This window comes from Kluyvera sp. EC_51, assembly GCF_019584505.1.
Lineage (GTDB): Bacteria > Pseudomonadota > Gammaproteobacteria > Enterobacterales > Enterobacteriaceae > Kluyvera > Kluyvera sichuanensis.
Map to the genome: position 1 here is coordinate 106,874 of NZ_VDAG01000029.1, position 19,377 is coordinate 126,250.

Genomic DNA, 19,377 nt, shown 5'->3' on the forward strand with positions numbered 1-19,377 from the left:
CCTGTTGCTTTGGGAATTGTTCCCCGCACAACAGCATTCATCTCTTTTACGTAACAATTTACAGTTCCACACAATTTAGTGAAAGCGATTACATTAATAGTGCCTTGCGGCACAAGCCCCGCCTTAACGCCATGAAACAGCTTTTCATAATAATGCTTTGTGTTTCAATAAAGTCTCATTATCGATCTTTTTACTTTATCTGAAACAGCATTAACGCCATGATTAAATTGATATTTAACTGACACGTAACTTACACATCAGTGTAACCGATTACACAGTCGTGATTGTAATCACATTTTTTTGCGACATACTCTCCTACCCTAAGCATCGATAGAATCAATGACTCAATTGGAGAGCATCATGCCTAACAATAAAAAACAGGGTCGCTCGAACAAGACAATGACCTTCTTTGTCTGCTTCTTAGCGGCGCTGGCCGGACTGCTGTTTGGCCTTGATATCGGCGTTATTGCCGGTGCATTGCCCTTTATTACAACCGATTTCCAGCTCAGCCCGCATACGCAGGAGTGGGTGGTCAGTTCCATGATGTTTGGCGCCGCAGTCGGGGCAGTCGGCAGCGGCTGGCTCTCCTTCAAGCTGGGCCGTAAGAAAAGCCTGATGATCGGTGCGATCCTGTTCGTTGCCGGTTCCCTGTTCTCTGCCGCCGCGCCAAACGTAGAAATACTGCTGCTTTCCCGCGTACTGCTTGGCCTGGCTGTCGGCGTAGCCTCCTACACCGCCCCGCTGTACCTGTCTGAAATCGCGCCGGAGAAAATCCGCGGCAGTATGATTTCCATGTACCAGTTGATGATTACCATCGGTATTCTCGGTGCGTACCTGTCCGATACCGCCTTCAGCTATAGCGGCGCATGGCGCTGGATGCTGGGCGTGATCATCATTCCAGCGGTCCTGCTGCTGATTGGCGTATTCTTCCTGCCGGACAGCCCGCGCTGGTTTGCCGCGAAACGTCGCTTTAACGATGCTGAGCGCGTGCTGATGCGTCTGCGTGATACCAGTGCAGAAGCCAAACGTGAACTGGATGAAATCCGTGAAAGCCTGAAGGTGAAACAGAGCGGCTGGGCGCTGTTCAAAGAGAACAGCAACTTCCGTCGCGCGGTGTTCCTCGGCGTGCTGCTGCAGGTGATGCAACAGTTCACCGGTATGAACGTCATCATGTATTACGCACCGAAAATCTTTGAGCTGGCGGGCTACACCAACACCACCGAACAGATGTGGGGTACCGTTATCGTTGGCCTGACCAACGTGCTGGCAACCTTTATCGCGATTGGTCTGGTTGACCGCTGGGGCCGTAAACCAACCCTTATTCTCGGTTTTATCGTCATGGCCGTCGGCATGGGCGTGCTGGGTTCAATGATGCACATCGGTATCCACTCCGCCGTTGCCCAGTACTTCGCCGTACTGATGCTGCTGATGTTTATCGTTGGCTTCGCCATGAGCGCCGGTCCGCTGATTTGGGTACTGTGCTCTGAAATCCAGCCGCTGAAAGGCCATGACTTCGGGATCACCTGCTCTACCGCCACCAACTGGATTGCGAACATGATCGTCGGGGCAACCTTCCTGACCATGCTGAACTCGCTCGGCAGCGCCAATACCTTCTGGGTATACGGTGGCCTGAACGTGCTGTTTATCTTCCTGACCTTGTGGCTGATTCCGGAAACCAAAAACGTCTCTCTGGAACACATTGAACGTAACCTGATGCAGGGCCGTCCGCTGCGCGAAATTGGCGCTCGCGACTAACCGTCATCCCGCTTCCTCCCGCCTGGGAGGAAGCTTCCTCTTGCACCACCTCGCTTCACGCTCTATCCTCAGCCGTTATGAAAACCCCTCGAATTCCTATCGCCGTCCAGCAAAACGTCATGCGCAGCCTGCGGGAAAAACTCGCTCAGGCCAACCTGGCGCTGGGGCGTAACTACCCTGAACCAAAGCTGGTCTATCAGCAGCGCGGCACCTCTGCCGGTACCGCCTGGCTTCAGCAATATGAAATTCGCCTCAATCCCGTGTTGTTACAGGAAAATCAGCAGGCGTTTATTGATGAAGTGGTGCCGCACGAGCTGGCGCACCTGCTGGTCTGGAAACACTTTGGCCGGGTCGCGCCGCACGGCAAAGAGTGGAAGTGGATGATGGAGAGCGTGCTTGGCGTTCCGGCGCGGCGTACTCATCAGTTCGAACTGGAGTCCGTGCGCAAAAATACCTTCCCCTATCGCTGCCGTTGCCAGCAGCACCAGCTTACCGTTCGCCGCCATAATCGCGTGGTGCGCGGTGAGGCCACCTATCGCTGCCTCCACTGCGGCGAACCATTAGTTGCCGAAATGTAACTAACGGAAATATCTGGAAGTTTTCTGACCTGACTGATTGCATCTGACAACCACATTGGTTACGTTGCGGGCTCGTTTTGAGATGGAGTTCGTGATGTACCGTAATTTGTCTTTTGCCGTGGCGTTTGTCGCGGCGGCACTCTCTGGGCAGGCGCTTGCCGAGGGTATTAACAGCTTTTCCCAGGCCAAAAGCGCGGGCGTAAAAGTGAATAGCGACGTTCCCGGCGATTTCTACTGCGGCTGTAAAATTAACTGGCAGGGTAAGAAAGGCGTTATCGATCTGGAATCCTGCGGCTATAAAGTGCGTAAAAATGAGAACCGCGCCAGCCGCGTCGAGTGGGAGCACGTTGTGCCGGCGTGGCAGTTCGGCCATCAGCGTCAGTGCTGGCAGGATGGCGGGCGGAAGAACTGCGCCAAAGACCCGGAATACCGCAAGATGGAGAGCGATATGCATAACCTGCAGCCCGCCGTCGGTGAGGTGAACGGCGATCGCGGCAACTTCATGTACGGGCAGTGGAACGGCGGCGAAGGCCAGTACGGCCAGTGCGCGATGAAGGTCGACTTTAAAGAGAAAGTCGCCGAGCCGCCAGAGCGTTCACGCGGTGCCATCGCTCGTATCTACTTCTATATGCGCGACCGTTATCAGCTAACACTCTCCCGCCAGCAAACCCAGCTATTCAACGCCTGGGACAAAATGTATCCCGTCAGCCAATGGGAGTGCGAACGCGATCAGCGCATCGCTAAAATTCAGGGCAACCATAATCCATATGTGCTGCAGGCTTGCCAGGCGCAAAAGAGCTAACCTACACTAGCGGCAATTGTAATTTTGCCCTGCCCTCTCCCCGGCGGAGAGGGCGTAGCCACAGATGGAATTCAGACTATGCGCATCCCTCGCATCTATCACCCAGAATCACTCACCGTCGGCACGCAGGTTGCCCTATGCGAAGATGCGGCGAACCACGTCGGGCGCGTTTTGCGCATGGGCAAAGGCCAGGCCATTCAGCTGTTTGACGGCAGCAATCACGTCTTTGAGGCCGTTATCACCGATGCCGGTAAAAAGAACGTGACGGTTGAAATCCAGAGCAGCACCCTCGACGACCGCGAATCCCCTATCCATATTCACTTAGGCCAGGTGATGTCGCGCGGCGATAAAATGGAATTCACCATCCAGAAATCGATTGAACTGGGTGTAAGCCTCATTACGCCACTTTTTTCCGAGCGCTGCGGCGTTAAACTGGATGCCGAGCGTCTGAATAAGAAGATTCAGCAGTGGCAAAAAATCGCGATTGCCGCCTGTGAGCAGTGCGGTCGCAACCAGGTTCCGGAAATTCGCCCGGCGATGGACGTTGAGGCATGGTGCGCCGAGCAGGATGATGCACTGAAGCTCAATCTGCATCCGCGCGCCAGCGCCAGCATCAACACGCTGCCGCTGCCGGTGGAGCGCGTACGCCTGCTGATTGGCCCGGAAGGCGGCCTGTCAGCGGATGAAATTGCCATGACCGCACGCTACCAGTTTACTGATATTCTGTTGGGGCCTCGCGTTTTGCGCACTGAGACTACCGCACTCACCGCCATCACCGCACTGCAGGTGCGCTTTGGTGATTTGGGTTAAAGGAGAACAATAATGATCAAGCTCGGCATCGTGATGGATCCCATCGCAAGCATCAACATCAAGAAAGACACCAGCTTCGCTATGCTGCTGGAAGCACAGCGTCGCGGCTATGAACTCCACTATATGGAGATGAACGATCTTTATCTGATCAACGGCGAATCCCACGCCCGTACGCGTCTTCTGAGCGTTGAGCAGAACTACGATAAATGGTACGAGTTCGGCAGCGAGCAGGATATTAAACTCGCCGACCTCGACGTTATCCTGATGCGTAAAGATCCGCCGTTCGACACCGAATTTATCTACGCAACCTATATTCTGGAGCGCGCGGAAGAAAAAGGGACGCTGATCGTCAACAAGCCGCAGAGCCTGCGCGACTGTAACGAGAAGCTGTTTACCGCCTGGTTCTCCGACCTGACGCCAGAAACGCTGGTCACCCGCAACAAAGCCCAGCTGAAAGCGTTCTGGGAAAAGCACGGCGACATCATCATGAAGCCGCTGGACGGCATGGGCGGCGCCTCTATCTTCCGCGTGAAGGAAGGGGATCCGAACATTGGCGTGATTGCCGAGACCTTGACCGAACTGGGCAGCCGCTACTGCATGGCGCAGAACTATCTGCCCGCCATCAAAGACGGCGATAAGCGCGTACTGGTGATCGACGGTGAGCCGGTGCCTTACTGCCTGGCGCGTATCCCGCAGGGCGGCGAAACCCGTGGTAACCTGGCTGCCGGTGGTCGTGGCGAGCCGCGTCCGCTGAGCGAAAGCGACTGGGCCATCGCCCGTAAAGTCGGCCCGACGCTGAAAGCCAAAGGTCTGATCTTCGTTGGCCTCGACATCATCGGCGATCGTCTGACGGAAATTAACGTCACCAGCCCGACCTGCGTGCGCGAAATCGAAGCGGAATATCCGATTTCTATCACCGGTATGCTGATGGACGCAATTGAAAAACGCCTGCAAAAATAAGCTATTGCCTTTAAACGGCGGGAGGGAACCCGCCGCCAATCAGGCCTTTCGCCCCCACCGTAAACGGGCAAGCCTGGTGACAGCCGTGTACTTTCCCCGCATACTGGGCATCGCTGCGTATTGAAACAGGACAAGAACCTCTGATAATGAATTTACAGCATCATTTCCTTATTGCTATGCCATCCCTTCAGGATCCTATCTTCCGCCGTTCCGTGGTTTACATCTGCGAATACAACGACGATGGCGCGATGGGCATCATCATTAATAAACCACTGGAAAATTTGCAGATCGAGGGCATCCTCGAGAAGCTGAAGATCACCGCCGAACCGCGCGATCCCGCTATTCGACTGGATAAACCCGTGATGCTGGGTGGCCCGCTGGCCGAAGATCGCGGCTTTATTCTGCACACGCCGCCGGCGTCGTTCTCCTCAAGCATCCGTATCTCCGATAACACCATCGTCACCACCTCTCGCGACGTGCTGGAGACGCTGGGTACCGCGCGTCAGCCAAATGACGTGCTGGTTGCGCTGGGCTATGCCTCCTGGGAGAAAGGACAGCTGGAGCAAGAGATCCTCGATAACGCCTGGCTGACCGCGCCTGCGGATCTCAATATTCTGTTTAAAACGCCGATTGGCGAGCGCTGGAAAGAAGCGACTAAGCTTATTGGTATCAATATTCTGACCATGTCTGGCGCTGCGGGGCACGCATAATGAGTAGTGGAACACTGCTGGCTTTTGATTTCGGCACGCGCAGCATCGGCGTGGCCATTGGTCAACGTATCACCGGAACGGCACGTCCGCTGGCCGCGCTGAAAGCACAGGACGGCACGCCGGACTGGAATCTGATCGCTCGCCTGCTGAAAGAGTGGCAGCCGGAAACGGTGATCGTTGGTTTACCGCTCAATATGGACGGCACCGAGCAACCGCTGACCGCCCGCGCGCGCAATTTTGCCAACAAGATCCACGGCCGCTTTGGCGTCGCGATCACGCTGCATGACGAACGATTAAGCACCGTTGAGGCTCGCGCAGGGCTGTTTGAACACGGGGGATTTCGCGCGCTGGACAAAGGTAGCGTCGACTCAGCGTCTGCGGTGGTGATTCTGGAAAGTTATTTCGACCAGGGTTTCTAGCGCGGCCGCCCCCGGGAAATCAATTCCCGGGAACAGACCTGTGATACGCGGCTGAGGCTCATCGCACAGCCCACGCATTGGCCATCTGATGTCAGGATATTAGTGACGCAGATTTTCGTTTGCCCAGCTTACCGCCTGAGTTCTGTTTTTCACGCTGAGTTTGCGGAAAACATTATACAGGTGCGTACGCACGGTATTTTCACTGATGAACAATGCGCGAGCAATATCCATATTGGTCGCACCGTGGCGTAATTCATTCAGAATTTCGCATTCACGTTCCGTCAGTGGAACACTATCATGAGTTTCTTCTGTATGTTCAACAGCATACATTGCCGGGTGCATCACGCTCAATTCAGCCGTCTGCTCGCCGTTTAAGACCGCTTTGACGCCCTCAATTAAGCGCGATTCCTCGTCGTCGTGACGGAAAACGCCGTACAATGCTGGCCATTGTGCCATTTCGTATAATTCGTACTTCTGTGCGCTATTAATAATAAGCAGGCGCGGAGAATCGAACTGGGTACGAATAATATCGCGCCAGATACCGTTCAGTTTCTTGTTGGAAACAGCGATGTCGAACAACACCACGGTGCCTTTGCTCAGGCGCTGCATCAGCGGCTTGTTGATGTTATGCACATCGACAGAAACCGACAGTAATTCAGCAAGGTAGTTGGCAAATGCGTTGGCTTGTACTGACGGATGGGTGATAAGAATAATCTTGCGGGAATTAGATGCACTCTCTGTTACTTCAAACATTTTGAAACTCTCCATAGTCTATTTCCACCATCATGGTGTTTTATAAGTCAAAGCAAAGGTAAACCTAATACCATTAATAATAAGGACGCATCAAGAAGTGAAATAATATTTCATAAGATTAGTCCTAATTACATAAATAGAATAGAACGAAGAGCCAAGAAGTGTCAAAAGAATATCAACCTTTTTTTGTAAGCCTACGCAACATAATGTAATTGAACCATTACAAATAACTCATCCTAATGGCTTAGAGATTATTACTCTATTAGAATAAAAATCGTAGTAAGTTATAAAAATGTTTTGCGCATTATCACGTAGAAACTACAAAATAATACATTCACGCAACAGGATAAATAATTATATTTACAAACGCCATTTAAAATATAATCACTTAAGATGCGCTTATTAAAAAACAGGAATTACATCACATTATTAATGTATACATTGTGGTAGGGAAAATGTTTCAGCGCCGGGGCTGATTTATCTGTTGGTTGCCAGCGTGAAAAGTATACTCCCTTCGCAAAGTTATAGCATCCCGGCTTTCACCCGCTGCTGATAGCTCTGGCTGAAAGTCTGCATTCCGTTCTGCAGGCCGGTCTGCATCACCCCTGCCAGCTGGTGCGTCTTCCCTTCGCGGATCAGGTTACCCACGGCAGGGGTGTTGATCAGCATTTCAAACAACGCCACCCGCCCGCCGTGCTTATCCGGCTGTAGCTTTTGCGACAGTACCGCGCACAGGCTGCTTGCCAGCTGATGACGCACCGGATCTTTTTCCTGTGCGGGAAAAACGTCAATAAGCCTCTCAATGGCCTGCGGTGCCCCTCGCGTATGCAACGTTGCCAGAACCAGATGCCCGGTTTCTGCCGCCGTCAGCGCAAGACGAATGGTGTCGCTATCACGCAATTCACCCAGCAGAATAACGTCAGGGTCCTGACGCAGAGCGGCCCGCAGTGCTGCGGAAAATGACGCCGTGTGAGCCCCGACTTCACGCTGATGAATTAAACAGCTAGCGCTTTCGTGCACAAACTCCACCGGGTCTTCGAGCGTCACAATATGCCCCGCCAGTTGATGGTTGAGGTGATCAACCATTGCGGCAAGGGTCGTCGATTTACCGCTCCCCGTCGCTCCTGTCACCAGGATAAGCCCGCTCTCTTCCCGTAGCAGCTCCGCCAGCGCCACCGGCGTATGCAGCGCCGCAAGCGTTGGACACGCCACAGGCAGCAGTCGCAGCACCAGAGAGATGCCCTCGCTGTGCGTAAAGGCGCTGGCACGCAGGCGCGGACAGCCAGGCAGCGAGAGCGCAAAATCCAGCTGATGGCGCTGCTGCCATTCGCGCTTTTGCGCTTCATTGAGCCAGCTCGCCAGCAGCATTTGCGGGTCCGGCGAGGAAAACGGCGCGATCAAAAGCTTTCCGGCCTGGCGCCAGCGTGCCGTCCTGCTGCTACATAGGTGTAGATCCGATACGTTATGCTTTACACTAAGCGACACCATTTCTTGTATATCCATAGACCCACCAGCACATATGAACGATATTGCGCATAACCTGGCACAGGTCAGGGAGAAAATCTCAGCGGCAGCAGTACGTTGCGGCCGTGATTCAGAAGAAGTTACGCTGCTTGCAGTCAGTAAAACCAAACCTGCGAGCGCCGTCGAAGAAGCGATCGCTGCCGGGCAGCGGGCATTTGGCGAAAACTATGTTCAGGAAGGGGTGGAAAAGATCCTCCACTTTCGGGAAAAAGGTATCACCTCGCTGCAATGGCACTTTATTGGCCCGTTGCAGTCCAACAAAAGTCGTCTGGTCGCCGAGCATTTCGACTGGTGTCATACCGTCGACCGCCTGAAGATAGCCACAAGGCTAAGCGAGCAGCGCCCGGCAGAGATGCCGCCGCTTAACGTGCTGATTCAAATCAATATCAGCGATGAACAGAGCAAATCCGGTATTTCGCTGGACGCACTGGATGCCCTGGCCGCCGACATTGCCGCGTTGCCAAACGTCCGCCTGCGCGGCCTGATGGCCATTCCGGCTCCGGAAACAGAGTACGAGCGACAACTTGCCGTCGCTCAACAGATGGCAGCCGCGTTTGCGCGGTTGAAAGCAGACTACCCAACCGTCGACACATTATCTCTGGGTATGTCTGACGATATGGAAGCCGCCATCGCGGCGGGTAGTACAATGGTACGCATTGGCACCGCGATTTTCGGTGCGCGTGATTACACAAAAAAATAAGGAACCTCAAGGAACGCCATGAAGACGTTGACCTTCCTGCTCGCTACAGTTCTCGAACTGTACACAATGGTGCTACTGCTGCGCGTCTGGATGCAGTGGGCGCGCTGTGATTTCTACAACCCGTTCTCTCAGTTCGTGGTGAAAATAACCCAGCCTATCGTTGGGCCGCTGCGCCGTATTATTCCGCCAATGGGGCCGCTGGACAGCTCCTCGTTGCTGCTGGCGTTTATCCTGTGCTTTATCAAGGCCATCGTGCTGTTTATGGTGGTGACCTTCCAGCCGATTATCTGGATCTCAGCGGTGCTGATCCTGCTCAAGACGATTGGTCTGCTGATCTTCTGGGTACTGTTGCTGATGGCTATCATGAGCTGGGTCAGTCAGGGCCGCAGCCCGGTGGAATTTGTGCTGATGCAGCTGGCCGAGCCACTGCTGCGCCCAATCCGCCGCCTGCTGCCGTCCATGGGGGGCATCGATTTCTCTCCAATGGTTCTGGTTCTGCTGCTGTACGTGATTAATATGGGCATCGCAGAAGTCCTGCAGGCCACCGGCAATATGCTGCTGCCAGGGCTGTGGATGGCGCTATGAGTGCCGTCACGCCCTGCGATGACGGGCTGGTTCTACGGCTATACATTCAGCCAAAGGCCAGCCGTGACGCGATTGTCGGGGAGCATGGCGACGAGTTAAAAGTCGCCATCACCGCCCCACCCGTTGATGGGCAGGCCAATGCCCATCTGGTGAAGTATCTCGCCAAACAGTTTAAGGTTGCCAAAAGCCAGGTCATCGTTGAGAAAGGCGAACTGGGGCGGCATAAACAGGTTAAAATTATTCATCCGCAACACATTCCTGCGGGCATTGCAGCCCTGACAAATTAGGATATCCCATGCAAAAAGTTGTCCTCGCTACCGGTAACGCCGGTAAAGTGCGCGAGCTCGCCTCGCTGCTCGCTGATTTTGGTCTTGATATCGTCGCCCAGACCGAGCTTGGCGTGGAATCCGCTGAGGAGACCGGGCTGACCTTTATTGAGAACGCGATCCTCAAAGCGCGTCATGCCGCCCAGGTGACCGGCTTACCGGCGATTGCCGACGACTCCGGCCTGGCTGTCGATGTATTAGGTGGCGCGCCAGGTATCTACTCCGCCCGCTATTCCGGCGTGGACGCCACCGACCAACAGAACCTCGAAAAGTTGCTGGTGACGCTGAAAGACGTTCCAGACGACCAGCGTCAGGCGCAGTTCCACTGCGTGCTGGTGTACCTGCGTCACGCCGAAGATCCCACGCCGCTGGTGTGCCACGGCCGCTGGCCTGGCGTGATTACCCGTGCACCAGCGGGTGAAGGTGGCTTTGGCTACGATCCTATTTTCTTCGTACCGTCGGAAGGCAAAACTGCTGCCGAACTCACGCGCGAAGAGAAGATTGCCATCTCTCACCGTGGTCAGGCGCTGAAGCAGTTACTGGAAGCGATGCGCAATGGTTAATCTGCCTCCGCTGAGTCTCTACATTCATATCCCGTGGTGCGTGCAAAAATGCCCGTACTGCGACTTTAACTCGCACGCGCTTAAGGGCGAAGTGCCTCACGACGACTACGTACAGCATCTGCTGAGCGATTTAGATGCGGATGTCGCCTGGGCACAGGGACGTGAAGTAAAGACCATCTTTATTGGCGGCGGTACGCCGAGCCTGCTTTCAGGCCCGGCGATGCAGACCTTGCTCGACGGCGTGCGTGCGCGACTGAAGCTGGCAAGCGACGCGGAAATCACCATGGAAGCCAACCCTGGCACCGTCGAAGCTGATCGCTTTGTGGAGTATCAGCGCGCAGGGGTGAACCGCATCTCCATCGGCGTGCAGAGCTTTAGCGACAGCAAATTGCAGCGGCTGGGGCGTATTCACGGGCCGGAAGAGGCTAAGCGCGCCGCGCGTCTGGCGAGCGGGCTGGGGCTACGCAGCTTCAACCTCGACCTGATGCACGGGCTACCGGATCAATCACTGGAAGAGGCGCTGAGCGACCTGCGTCAGGCGATTGAACTTTCCCCGCCGCACCTCTCCTGGTACCAGCTAACGATTGAGCCTAATACCCTGTTCGGCTCTCGCCCACCGGTGCTGCCGGACGACGACTCGCTGTGGGATATCTTCGAGCAAGGCCATCAGCTGCTGACCGCCGCGGGCTATCAGCAGTATGAAACCTCGGCTTACGCCAAACCGGGCTACCAGTGCCAGCACAACCTCAACTACTGGCGCTTTGGTGACTATCTCGGCATCGGCTGCGGTGCACACGGTAAGGTGACCTTCCCGGATGGGCGCATTCTACGCACAGCCAAGACTCGCCACCCGCGCGGCTATATGGAAGGACGCTATCTGGAACGTCAGCACGACGTTGAAAACGCGGACAAACCGTTCGAGTTCTTTATGAACCGTTTTCGCCTGCTGGAGCCAGCGCCACGCGCGGAATTCAGCGCCTACACCGGCCTCGATGAAAGCGTGATCCGCCCGCAGCTTGATGAAGCACTGGCACAGAACTACCTGACCGAGTGCGAGGCGTACTGGCAGATCACCGAGCACGGCAAGCTATTTTTGAATTCGCTGCTGGAATTATTCCTTAGCGAATAATGCAACTTATATATTTGCCGTTATTAATAACGGCAAATATATACCTCATTTATTCCGATCTATCTAAATTAATTTTAACGAATAATACCCACATAAATATTTCAATAAAATATTAATAACCAGTGATGGATATTAAATAAATATAACCCAGCACACAAAAATCGCATTTAACATATAGCCAGGTTAAAAATGTGAGAGCGTTAGCGTGAAGTTGTCTGACAACCAGGATAATATGTCATACAGAAACACAGACTATCCCGACAGATATAAACCACGATAATTAATGTGCATGGAGCCTATTAATGAAACCTCTCTCTTTTAGCAAAACGCTGATGTGCGCTTCTCTGCTCGCGTTACTTTCCACCGGGGCAACCGCTGCAGAAAAAGTGACGCTTAAGCTCGCGCACAATCTCGAGCGCAGCCACGTTGTTCACCAGGCCTTCGAGGAAATGGCGAAAGAAGTTAAGCAGTTGTCTGACGGCAAAATGACGCTCCGCATCTACCCAAGCAGCCAGATGGGCAGCGCGCGTGAAACCATGGAGCTGTTGCAAAACGGGGCGCTGGATTTAACTAAAGGCTCTGCCAGCGATCTGGAATCATTTGATAACGTGTACGCCATTTATAATCTGCCATTCCTGTTTAAAGACCAGAACCATTTTAATAAGGTCGTCTTTGGCGAAGCCGGTAAAGAAATTATGGAATCCACCAAAGAGAAAGGATTCTTTGCACTTTCGGCTTATGTTGCTGGTACCCGTAGTTTTTACGCCAAACAGCCTATTACTAAACCTGAAGATTTAAAAGGGCTGAAAATTCGCGTTCAGGCCAGCCCAACGACGATTAAAATGGTGGAATTAATGGGTGGGTCACCAACGCCTATTTCGTTCGGCGAAGTCTATACCGCCATGCAGCAAGGCGTCGTCGATGGTGCAGAAAATAACGTGCCGTCGTGGGTACAAACGCGCCATATCGAAATTGCGAAAGTCTTCTCTGAAGATGAGCATGCCTCCATTCCAGACTTCCTGGTGATTTCAACAAAAACCTGGGGCAAGCTGACCCCGGAGCAGCAGCAGATTCTCGCTAAAGCGGCCAAAGCCTCAGAAGCCTATCAGCAGAAATTGTGGGATCAGGTCGATGCCGACACCCGCGCACAGGCTAAAGCGATGGGCGGGGAGATCGTCAAAGTCGACAAAGCGCCGTTCCGTGCCGCCGTTCAGCCGCTGTTCGATGATTTCAGCAAAGATCCAAAACAGGCCGCGCTGCTGGCCAAATTTGAAGCCGCCGCAGAATAATCCCTTGCGGGCCAGCCCTTGGCCCGCCTTCACCAGGATAATAAACGATGATTTTTACCCGCACTAAACAGGCGGTGGACCGCACGATCGCCGCGTTCTCCGTCGCGGTCATGATCGCGCTGGTTATATGCGTCGTCTGGCAGGTTTTTAGCCGCTATGTGTTAAGCCAGCCCAGCACGCTTACCGACGAACTGGCACGCTTTCTGATGATTTGGGTTGGTCTGCTCGGGGCCGCCTATACCGTCGGCGCGCAGCGCCATCTGGCGATTGATTTACTGGCGATGACGCTGAAACCGCAAAAACAGAAGCTACTCAGCATCGTGATTAACTTGCTGATTTTTCTCTTTGCCGGTTCGGTGATCGTCACCGGCGGCCTGAAGCTTATCGATAAAACGCTCGCCACTTCGCAGGTGTCCGCTGCGATGCAGATCCCGATGGGCTACGTCTATCTGATCCTGCCATTAACCGGTCTCATCATGATGTTTTACGCCTTATGGTTCATCGTTAACGGCTTACTGAGCCTGAAAAATTCCACGCAAGGAGCGTGCTAATGGACGGGTATATTGCCTTAACGCTGTTTGGCGCGTTCTTCGTGCTGGTGTTTATCGGCGTGCCGATTTCGTTTTCCATCGGTATTGCCACCGTCGCCTCCATGCTATTGATGTTCCCATGGGATATCGCGGTGATTAGCGTTTCCCAACGCCTGGCGAACGGACTCGATAACTTCGCCCTGCTGGCGATCCCGTTCTTTATTTTTGCCGGTACGCTGATGAACAGCGGCGGCATTGCGATACGGTTGATCAACCTCGCACAGGTGATGGTTGGCCGCGTGCCCGGCTCGCTGGGCCACGTCAACGTACTCGCCAATATGATGTTTGGATCCATTTCAGGTTCAGCGGTTGCAGCGGCGGCAGCCGTCGGTGGGACGCTGCATCCGATCCAGACCAAAAAAGGTTACGATCCGGCATTCTCTACGGCGGTTAACGTCTCTTCCTGCATCACCGGCTTGCTGATCCCGCCGTCGAACGTGCTTATTGTCTTCTCCCTTACCGCAGGCGGCGTTTCTGTCGCTTCGCTGTTTATGGCGGGCTACCTGCCCGGCATTTTGATGGGCCTGGCTATCATGATCGTCTGCGCGATTATTGCCAAACGACGCGGCTATCCGGTTTCTGAGCGCCCAACCTGTGCGCAAGCAGCAAAAGCCTTCCTCGACGCGCTGCCAAGCCTGCTGCTGGTCTTTATCGTGATGGGCGGTATCCTCGGCGGGATTTTCACCGCCACCGAAGCCTCTGCCATTGCGGTAGTTTATACCTTTATCCTGTCGGTGCTTATCTACCGCGAGGTGAAGTGGCGCGACCTGCCTAAGCTTATCCTTGAGTCGGTGGTGACCACCTCCATCGTTCTGCTGCTGATCGGCTTTTCTGTGGGCATGTCATGGGCAATGACCAACGCCGATATCCCTTATATGATCAGTGACACGCTGATGGGGATCTCAGACAACCCGCTGGTCATTCTGCTGCTGATTAACATCGTGCTGCTGATCGTCGGTATCTTTATGGACATGACGCCTGCGGTGCTGATCTTCACACCAATCTTCCTGCCGATCGCTCAGGATCTGGGGATGGACCCGGTACATTTCGGGATCATGATGGTGGCGAACCTGTGCATCGGGTTGCTGACGCCGCCGGTAGGCAGCGCTCTGTTTGTCGGCTGCTCAATCTCTGGGGTGAAAATCCAACAGTTGATCAAGCCGCTGCTTCCTTTCTATTTCGCCCTGTTGGTTGCGTTGATGATGATTACCTATATCCCGCAGATTTCCCTGTTTATTCCGCAGATTCTGGGGCTGATGTAAGGTTTCACGCTCGTAAAGGGAGGCTCGCCTCCCTTGTATCTTGTATTACGGAATCACGCCCTCTTTACGCAGCTTCGCCGTCCCTTCCTGCCAGATCTTATCGTTACGCTCAAGGTCATTAATACTGAACGACACCTCCATCATCTGTTCATACAGCGCCTGACGCTCTTTCTGCAGCGGTGCCAGTTGTTTATCTTTTTCCGCCATCTCAGCAGTCAGTTTGTCCCGCAACTGGATATGCTGGCGGTAGTACTCCTCTTTTGTTTTCTCTAGCACCACGTCACGGGCTGCGTGAATGGGAGCGCTATCGCAACCCGCTTTTTTCTGGCAGGCCGCCAGCGCTGGTTCATAAACGTTGAGATAGTACTGAGACTCAAATTTGGCAAAGCTATTTTTACGATCGAGTTCATTCAACTGTTGGACTTGCGCTCGTTGAAGCGCGCCACGATCGAGCTGCTTACCGTTTTCATCTGTTCCCCATGAACGTTTGATCTTTTCATCCTGAGCATCGAGCTTTTTCTTTAGCGCTTCATACTCTGCCTGCTGTTTCTGGATAAGCGTCTTACTGGCGGCGAACTGCGCGTCTATTCTGGCAAACTGCGCCATATAGCCGCTGTCGTTAACCACCAGCGCCCTGGAGAGATCTTTCTCGTGGCTAAAGGGGCGTCCCACGCTTTTGGCGGCCATTTGCATTGAGAAAAATTCGGTTTTCCAGCCTGAAGTCCTGGTTCCAACGGCAGTCATCATCGCCGAAAATTTTACCGGCTGGTCTTTTTTCCAGGTCCGTTCGTAGAAAAGGTAGTCGCCAGCTGCGCCAAGAATACCGTAGAGATCGTCGTTAGACGCAATATCGCCCTCGACCATGTAGGTCGCGCGATTGCCTACCGATTCTAGCGGACTAAGCTTCAGTGCCCCAAGATGCATCAAGCCATCAGAGTGTTCGGCGAACTGCTGCTTAATAACATCATCAGTTGGCGTGTTGTCATCGGCAAAAGCGTGAAGGGAGATACTACTTAGCAGGAGCAGCCCGCATTTCCAGGCGAGTGTCATCGGCAAATTCCTTTTTATGAGTGAGGGTGCATCATACGGAATCTGCGAAGGGAAGAAGGATAAACGAAATCTGATTCTGACTACCGGCGAAAAGCAGGTAGCCAGTTAAGAAGGGGTTACTTCAGGGTGCCAACCAGCGCTTTGCGGCTCTCTTCCAGCGACACCACGCGACCACACACGTCTTTACCGAAAGCCTGGAAATCCGCCTCCTGGTTTTTCCATTCGTTCTGAATGGCCGTTTGTAGACCGCCTAAGCTCCCCAGCACGCCCTGAAGCGGGTTACCGCCGCCTTTCAGCACGGCCTTGGCGCCCATTTCGTTGATGCTGTCCTGGAGAATACCGCCCATCGCCTGGTTCACCAGCTGCTGCCCATCGGCGCGAACTTCGTCGATAGCTTTGTAGTGGAAGGTCAGGCCGTCGGTGCGGTGTTCAATAATGCGGTTCATCTGTGCTTTGAGCTGCGCATCGAGCTTGGTCAGACGCCCGCGCATGTTGCTGCTCTCGCCCACTTCTTTAGCGATGATTTTATCCAGCGCTACGCGGCCTTTTTCAACGCGGCTGCGAGCGCCATCGTCAATCCACGGTAGCGCGCTGCGCAGTTCGGTCTGGTAGTCTTTCGCCTGCTCGCGCTGGGCAGCACTCAGCGTGTAGACCTTGCCGTTGTAGGTCACATCGCCGGTTGGGGTGATCACCAGGTTGCCGTTTTCACCTTTCACCTGCACGGTTTTCGGGCTAAGCACAACATCATCGCGGGGGGTTACGCTGCACTGGTAGTCAGCATGGGCGGACATCGCAGTGAAGGTTAAAACTGCCGTCAGCAGCGTTTTACGCATCATCACTTTCCCTTAATATAAATCGGGCCAGCAAATGCCGGCCCCTTATACACTTCATCCTTCAAGCTGCCTCTGCGTTGGCTGCGTTCACTCACCCCAGTCACGTACTTATGTACGCTCCTGGGGATTCGCTCTCTTGCCGCCTTGATGCAGCTTGAATGATTTCGTGTATATAGACTATTAGTCCCACCAAACGTCGAAAAGTTCGCTGGTGCGGACCTCTTCGTACTTGCGGTCTTCCAGCCACTTACGGACCAGCGCCTGGTGTTCTTCGGTGCATTTACCAATTTCCTGGGTGCAAATCAGACCTTCCCAGGCCAGATAGCCGCTGCCGTCAAAGGCCAGTTTGTTCGGCTCGATCACTTCATCGATAAACTGGTCGACTTGCTGATCAATCTGCTCTGCGCTGGTGCCTTCCGGGAAGCGCCATGCAACGGAGAAACCAATTTCCTGAAACTCTTCGATGTGCATCTTTTTACGCAAACGACGGCTACGATTCTTTGCCATTTTATTTCACCCTCTCGAACATTAAGTCCCATACGCCGTGGCCAAGACGATGACCACGCTGTTCAAATTTGGTTACCGGGCGCGATTGTGGGCGCGGTACATAGTCTTTACTTTCAGACAGGTTCTGATATCCGTCAATGGAGGACATCACTTCCAGCATATGTTCGGCATAGGCTTCCCAGTCGGTCGCCATGTGGAACACGCCGCCCAGCTTCAGTTTGCTTTTTACCAGCTCGGCAAACGGTACCTGAACGATACGGCGTTTATTATGACGCGCTTTGTGCCATGGGTCAGGGAAAAAGAGCTGAACCATGTTCAGGGAGTTGTCCGGGATCATCTTGTGCAGCACTTCGACCGCATCGTGGCACATCACGCGCAGGTTATCGACACCTTCTTCGTGTGCGGATGCCAGGCACGCGCCCACGCCCGGTGAGTGCACTTCAATGCCGAGGAAGTTCTGCTCCGGGCGCGCTTTGGCCATCGCCACCAGCGAAGCGCCCATCCCGAAACCAATCTCCAGCGTGACCGGTGCTTCGCGGCCAAACAGGGCGGCGAGGTCGACAGGCTCTTCGCTGAATTCAACGCCCATCACCGGCCAGTAGTTTTCCAGCGCGTGTTCCTGCCCTTTTGTCAGTCGCCCCTGGCGACGAACAAAACTACGAATGCGGCGCAGTGGGCGGCCGTTTTCATCAAATTCCGGTGAAATGACGTCGTTCTTCATAAAAATTAAGTCTGCTTGTGAGAGTGTTCGGGAAACGGGCATTATCCAAAGTTAGTTGCCGGATGCAAGCACCGGAAAGTTCCTGTTTACAGCATAGTACCGCTGTGCTGCAATCTGGCCCCTGAATAGTACGATACTGGAAACATAGCTTTGACCATGCAAGCGTCTCAATTTTCAGCCCAGGTGCTGGAGTGGTACGACAAATACGGGCGTAAAACCCTGCCCTGGCAAATTGAAAAGACGCCTTACAAAGTATGGCTGTCCGAGGTAATGCTGCAACAAACGCAGGTTACCACCGTCATCCCTTACTTTGAACGGTTTATGGCACGTTTTCCGACCGTAACCGATCTCGCCAACGCGCCGCTCGATGACGTGTTGCATCTGTGGACCGGGCTCGGCTACTACGCCCGCGCGCGTAACCTGCATAAGGCCGCGCAGCAGGTCGCTACGCTCCACCAGGGACGCTTCCCGGAAACCTTCGATGAAGTGGCCGCGCTGCCTGGCGTAGGGCGTTCCACCGCCGGGGCGATTTTGTCACTGTCGCTCGGCAAGCATTTCCCGATTCTCGACGGCAACGTCAAGCGCGTGCTGGCACGCTGCTACGCCGTGGGCGGCTGGCCGGGGAAAAAGGACGTTGAGAAAAAACTGTGGGATATCAGCGAGCAGGTCACCCCTGCGGTTGGCGTATCGCGCTTTAACCAGGCAATGATGGATCTCGGCGCGATGGTCTGCACCCGCTCTAAGCCGAAGTGTTCGCTCTGCCCGCTGGAGAACGGCTGCATCGCCACAGCGAATAGCAGCTGGGCGCAGTATCCGGGCAAAAAACCCAAGCAGACCATCCCGGAACGTACCGGCTATTTTCTGATGATGCAGAACGGCCGCGACGTCTTTCTCCAGCAGCGTCCGCCTAGCGGACTGTGGGGCGGTCTATACTGTTTCCCGCAGTTTGAGACCGAAGAAGCGCTGCGAGACTGGCTCGAGGCACGGCACATCCCTGCTGATACGCTGACTCAGCTAACCGCGTTCCGCCACACTTTCAGCCATTTCCATCTGGACATTGTGCCAATGTGGCTTACTGTGTCCTCATTCACGCCATGCATGGATGAAGGCAACGCTCTCTGGTATAACTTAGCGCAGCCGCCCGTCGTTGGGCTGGCCGCACCGGTTGAGCGCCTGTTGCAGCAGTTACGCGCCGATTCACTCGTTTAACGAGCGGCGACATAAGAGGATTGATTATGAGCAGAACCATTTTTTGTACTTTCCTGCAGCGCGAAGCCGAAGGACAAGATTTCCAGCTCTACCCAGGCGATCTGGGAAAGCGTATCTATAACGAGATCTCAAAAGAGGCCTGGAAGCAGTGGCAGCAGAAGCAGACCATGCTCATCAATGAAAAGAAACTGAACATGATGAACCTGGAGCACCGTAAGCTGCTGGAAGAGGAAATGATCAATTTCCTGTTTGAAGGCAAAGATGTGCACATTGAAGGCTACACGCCGCCTGAAAAACAGTAA

Annotated in this window: 23 protein-coding genes; 17 read left to right on the top strand and 6 right to left on the bottom strand. The window is 54.0% G+C overall.

Translation table 11 applies throughout. The annotated features are described in order from the left end of the window. Positions 1–360 precede the first annotated feature (360 nt). The 7 genes from FHC49_RS08535 (at position 361) to ruvX (ending at position 6,034) form a co-directional block, all read left to right on the top strand. A complete protein-coding gene (locus FHC49_RS08535) occupies positions 361–1,755 on the top strand; it encodes a sugar porter family MFS transporter (protein ID WP_220439527.1) in 1,395 nt (464 codons plus the stop codon). A 77-nt stretch (positions 1,756–1,832) separates the two neighbouring features. Beyond that, positions 1,833–2,333, top strand: coding sequence for a SprT family zinc-dependent metalloprotease (locus FHC49_RS08540; RefSeq protein ID WP_220439528.1), 501 nt, complete (start codon positions 1,833–1,835; stop codon positions 2,331–2,333). A gap of 94 nt (positions 2,334–2,427) precedes the next feature. Beyond that, positions 2,428–3,135 carry a deoxyribonuclease I gene (endA, locus tag FHC49_RS08545; protein WP_064542663.1) on the top strand — a complete coding sequence of 236 codons (708 nt, stop codon included), beginning with the start codon at positions 2,428–2,430 and terminating at the stop codon, positions 3,133–3,135. Positions 3,136–3,213: 78 nt separating this feature from the next. After that, on the top strand, positions 3,214–3,945 hold the full coding sequence (gene rsmE / locus FHC49_RS08550) for a 16S rRNA (uracil(1498)-N(3))-methyltransferase (RefSeq protein WP_185668318.1): 732 nt from the start codon (positions 3,214–3,216) through the stop codon (positions 3,943–3,945). A gap of 12 nt (positions 3,946–3,957) precedes the next feature. Next, complete coding sequence (gshB, locus tag FHC49_RS08555) at positions 3,958–4,905, top strand: glutathione synthase (protein ID WP_035892023.1); 948 nt, start codon at positions 3,958–3,960, stop codon at positions 4,903–4,905. Positions 4,906–5,051: 146 nt separating this feature from the next. Then, positions 5,052–5,615: a YqgE/AlgH family protein gene (locus tag FHC49_RS08560; RefSeq protein ID WP_220439529.1), complete on the top strand. Its 564-nt coding sequence runs from the start codon at positions 5,052–5,054 to the stop codon at positions 5,613–5,615. Beyond that, a complete protein-coding gene (gene ruvX, locus FHC49_RS08565; RefSeq protein WP_035892025.1) occupies positions 5,615–6,034 on the top strand; it encodes a Holliday junction resolvase RuvX in 420 nt (139 codons plus the stop codon). The genes FHC49_RS08560 and ruvX overlap by 1 nt, the downstream gene beginning before the upstream one ends. A gap of 99 nt (positions 6,035–6,133) precedes the next feature. On the opposite strand, the gene FHC49_RS08570 is transcribed toward ruvX, so the two are convergent. Beyond that, positions 6,134–6,787: a LuxR C-terminal-related transcriptional regulator gene (locus tag FHC49_RS08570; RefSeq protein ID WP_185668417.1), complete on the bottom strand. Its 654-nt coding sequence runs from the start codon at positions 6,785–6,787 to the stop codon at positions 6,134–6,136. 522 nt (positions 6,788–7,309) lie between these two features. Further along, positions 7,310–8,290 (bottom strand): type IV pilus twitching motility protein PilT, encoded by a 981-nt coding sequence (locus FHC49_RS08575; protein WP_220439530.1) that lies wholly within the window; start codon positions 8,288–8,290, stop codon positions 7,310–7,312. A 16-nt stretch (positions 8,291–8,306) separates the two neighbouring features. Between FHC49_RS08575 and FHC49_RS08580 the strand changes: the two genes are divergently transcribed. From FHC49_RS08580 to FHC49_RS08615, 8 genes are all read left to right on the top strand, one after another. Next, the gene (locus tag FHC49_RS08580) at positions 8,307–9,011 is read left to right on the top strand and encodes a YggS family pyridoxal phosphate-dependent enzyme (RefSeq protein WP_220439531.1); all 705 of its coding nucleotides are present in this window, start codon (positions 8,307–8,309) and stop codon (positions 9,009–9,011) included. A gap of 18 nt (positions 9,012–9,029) precedes the next feature. Continuing rightward, positions 9,030–9,596 (top strand): YggT family protein, encoded by a 567-nt coding sequence (locus tag FHC49_RS08585; protein WP_220439532.1) that lies wholly within the window; start codon positions 9,030–9,032, stop codon positions 9,594–9,596. Continuing rightward, a complete protein-coding gene (yggU, locus tag FHC49_RS08590) occupies positions 9,593–9,883 on the top strand; it encodes a DUF167 family protein YggU (protein WP_185668323.1) in 291 nt (96 codons plus the stop codon). The genes FHC49_RS08585 and yggU overlap by 4 nt, the downstream gene beginning before the upstream one ends. 8 nt (positions 9,884–9,891) lie before the next feature. Further along, on the top strand, positions 9,892–10,485 hold the full coding sequence (locus tag FHC49_RS08595; RefSeq protein ID WP_185668324.1) for an XTP/dITP diphosphatase: 594 nt from the start codon (positions 9,892–9,894) through the stop codon (positions 10,483–10,485). After that, entirely contained in the window at positions 10,478–11,614 is a 1,137-nt protein-coding gene (hemW, locus tag FHC49_RS08600) for a radical SAM family heme chaperone HemW (RefSeq protein ID WP_185668325.1), read from the top strand. Before FHC49_RS08595 ends, hemW begins: the two co-directional genes overlap by 8 nt. A 302-nt stretch (positions 11,615–11,916) precedes the next feature. Further along, positions 11,917–12,903, top strand: a complete 987-nt coding sequence (locus tag FHC49_RS08605; RefSeq protein ID WP_220439533.1) for a TRAP transporter substrate-binding protein — start codon at positions 11,917–11,919, stop codon at positions 12,901–12,903. 47 nt (positions 12,904–12,950) lie between these two features. Further along, positions 12,951–13,454 (top strand): TRAP transporter small permease, encoded by a 504-nt coding sequence (locus FHC49_RS08610; protein WP_220439534.1) that lies wholly within the window; start codon positions 12,951–12,953, stop codon positions 13,452–13,454. Further along, a complete protein-coding gene (locus FHC49_RS08615; RefSeq protein ID WP_220439535.1) occupies positions 13,454–14,755 on the top strand; it encodes a TRAP transporter large permease in 1,302 nt (433 codons plus the stop codon). Before FHC49_RS08610 ends, FHC49_RS08615 begins: the two co-directional genes overlap by 1 nt. 45 nt (positions 14,756–14,800) lie before the next feature. Here FHC49_RS08615 and FHC49_RS08620 read toward each other — a convergent pair whose 3' ends face one another. From FHC49_RS08620 to trmB, 4 genes are all read right to left on the bottom strand, one after another. Next, positions 14,801–15,805, bottom strand: coding sequence for a DUF1202 family protein (locus tag FHC49_RS08620; protein WP_220439536.1), 1,005 nt, complete (start codon positions 15,803–15,805; stop codon positions 14,801–14,803). 116 nt (positions 15,806–15,921) lie between these two features. Further along, positions 15,922–16,641 carry a DUF2884 domain-containing protein gene (locus tag FHC49_RS08625; RefSeq protein WP_220439537.1) on the bottom strand — a complete coding sequence of 240 codons (720 nt, stop codon included), beginning with the start codon at positions 16,639–16,641 and terminating at the stop codon, positions 15,922–15,924. A gap of 177 nt (positions 16,642–16,818) precedes the next feature. After that, complete coding sequence (locus FHC49_RS08630; protein WP_185668331.1) at positions 16,819–17,145, bottom strand: YggL family protein; 327 nt, start codon at positions 17,143–17,145, stop codon at positions 16,819–16,821. Between the two features lies 1 nt (position 17,146). Continuing rightward, complete coding sequence (gene trmB, locus FHC49_RS08635; RefSeq protein ID WP_185668332.1) at positions 17,147–17,866, bottom strand: tRNA (guanosine(46)-N7)-methyltransferase TrmB; 720 nt, start codon at positions 17,864–17,866, stop codon at positions 17,147–17,149. A 156-nt stretch (positions 17,867–18,022) separates the two neighbouring features. Here trmB and mutY point away from each other — a divergent pair, with 156 nt between their 5' ends. Together mutY and FHC49_RS08645 are read left to right on the top strand one after the other, a co-directional pair. Beyond that, positions 18,023–19,075 carry an A/G-specific adenine glycosylase gene (gene mutY, locus FHC49_RS08640; RefSeq protein ID WP_185668333.1) on the top strand — a complete coding sequence of 351 codons (1,053 nt, stop codon included), beginning with the start codon at positions 18,023–18,025 and terminating at the stop codon, positions 19,073–19,075. Between the two features lie 26 nt (positions 19,076–19,101). Next, a complete protein-coding gene (locus FHC49_RS08645) occupies positions 19,102–19,377 on the top strand; it encodes an oxidative damage protection protein (protein WP_185668334.1) in 276 nt (91 codons plus the stop codon).

Coding starts and splice junctions, on each gene's coding strand:
- trmB (WP_185668332.1), bottom strand. CDS start 17,866: ATGAAGAACGACGTCATTTCACCGGAATTTGATGAAAACGGCCGCCCA.
- FHC49_RS08625 (WP_220439537.1), bottom strand. CDS start 16,641: ATGATGCGTAAAACGCTGCTGACGGCAGTTTTAACCTTCACTGCGATG.
- yggU (WP_185668323.1), top strand. CDS start 9,593: ATGAGTGCCGTCACGCCCTGCGATGACGGGCTGGTTCTACGGCTATAC.
- FHC49_RS08630 (WP_185668331.1), bottom strand. CDS start 17,145: ATGGCAAAGAATCGTAGCCGTCGTTTGCGTAAAAAGATGCACATCGAA.
- FHC49_RS08580 (WP_220439531.1), top strand. CDS start 8,307: ATGAACGATATTGCGCATAACCTGGCACAGGTCAGGGAGAAAATCTCA.
- FHC49_RS08610 (WP_220439534.1), top strand. CDS start 12,951: ATGATTTTTACCCGCACTAAACAGGCGGTGGACCGCACGATCGCCGCG.
- FHC49_RS08595 (WP_185668324.1), top strand. CDS start 9,892: ATGCAAAAAGTTGTCCTCGCTACCGGTAACGCCGGTAAAGTGCGCGAG.
- FHC49_RS08540 (WP_220439528.1), top strand. CDS start 1,833: ATGAAAACCCCTCGAATTCCTATCGCCGTCCAGCAAAACGTCATGCGC.
- FHC49_RS08570 (WP_185668417.1), bottom strand. CDS start 6,787: ATGTTTGAAGTAACAGAGAGTGCATCTAATTCCCGCAAGATTATTCTT.
- FHC49_RS08620 (WP_220439536.1), bottom strand. CDS start 15,805: ATGACACTCGCCTGGAAATGCGGGCTGCTCCTGCTAAGTAGTATCTCC.
- endA (WP_064542663.1), top strand. CDS start 2,428: ATGTACCGTAATTTGTCTTTTGCCGTGGCGTTTGTCGCGGCGGCACTC.
- rsmE (WP_185668318.1), top strand. CDS start 3,214: ATGCGCATCCCTCGCATCTATCACCCAGAATCACTCACCGTCGGCACG.
- mutY (WP_185668333.1), top strand. CDS start 18,023: ATGCAAGCGTCTCAATTTTCAGCCCAGGTGCTGGAGTGGTACGACAAA.
- gshB (WP_035892023.1), top strand. CDS start 3,958: ATGATCAAGCTCGGCATCGTGATGGATCCCATCGCAAGCATCAACATC.
- FHC49_RS08645 (WP_185668334.1), top strand. CDS start 19,102: ATGAGCAGAACCATTTTTTGTACTTTCCTGCAGCGCGAAGCCGAAGGA.
- FHC49_RS08560 (WP_220439529.1), top strand. CDS start 5,052: ATGAATTTACAGCATCATTTCCTTATTGCTATGCCATCCCTTCAGGAT.
- FHC49_RS08535 (WP_220439527.1), top strand. CDS start 361: ATGCCTAACAATAAAAAACAGGGTCGCTCGAACAAGACAATGACCTTC.
- ruvX (WP_035892025.1), top strand. CDS start 5,615: ATGAGTAGTGGAACACTGCTGGCTTTTGATTTCGGCACGCGCAGCATC.
- FHC49_RS08575 (WP_220439530.1), bottom strand. CDS start 8,290: ATGGATATACAAGAAATGGTGTCGCTTAGTGTAAAGCATAACGTATCG.
- FHC49_RS08585 (WP_220439532.1), top strand. CDS start 9,030: ATGAAGACGTTGACCTTCCTGCTCGCTACAGTTCTCGAACTGTACACA.
- hemW (WP_185668325.1), top strand. CDS start 10,478: ATGGTTAATCTGCCTCCGCTGAGTCTCTACATTCATATCCCGTGGTGC.
- FHC49_RS08605 (WP_220439533.1), top strand. CDS start 11,917: ATGAAACCTCTCTCTTTTAGCAAAACGCTGATGTGCGCTTCTCTGCTC.
- FHC49_RS08615 (WP_220439535.1), top strand. CDS start 13,454: ATGGACGGGTATATTGCCTTAACGCTGTTTGGCGCGTTCTTCGTGCTG.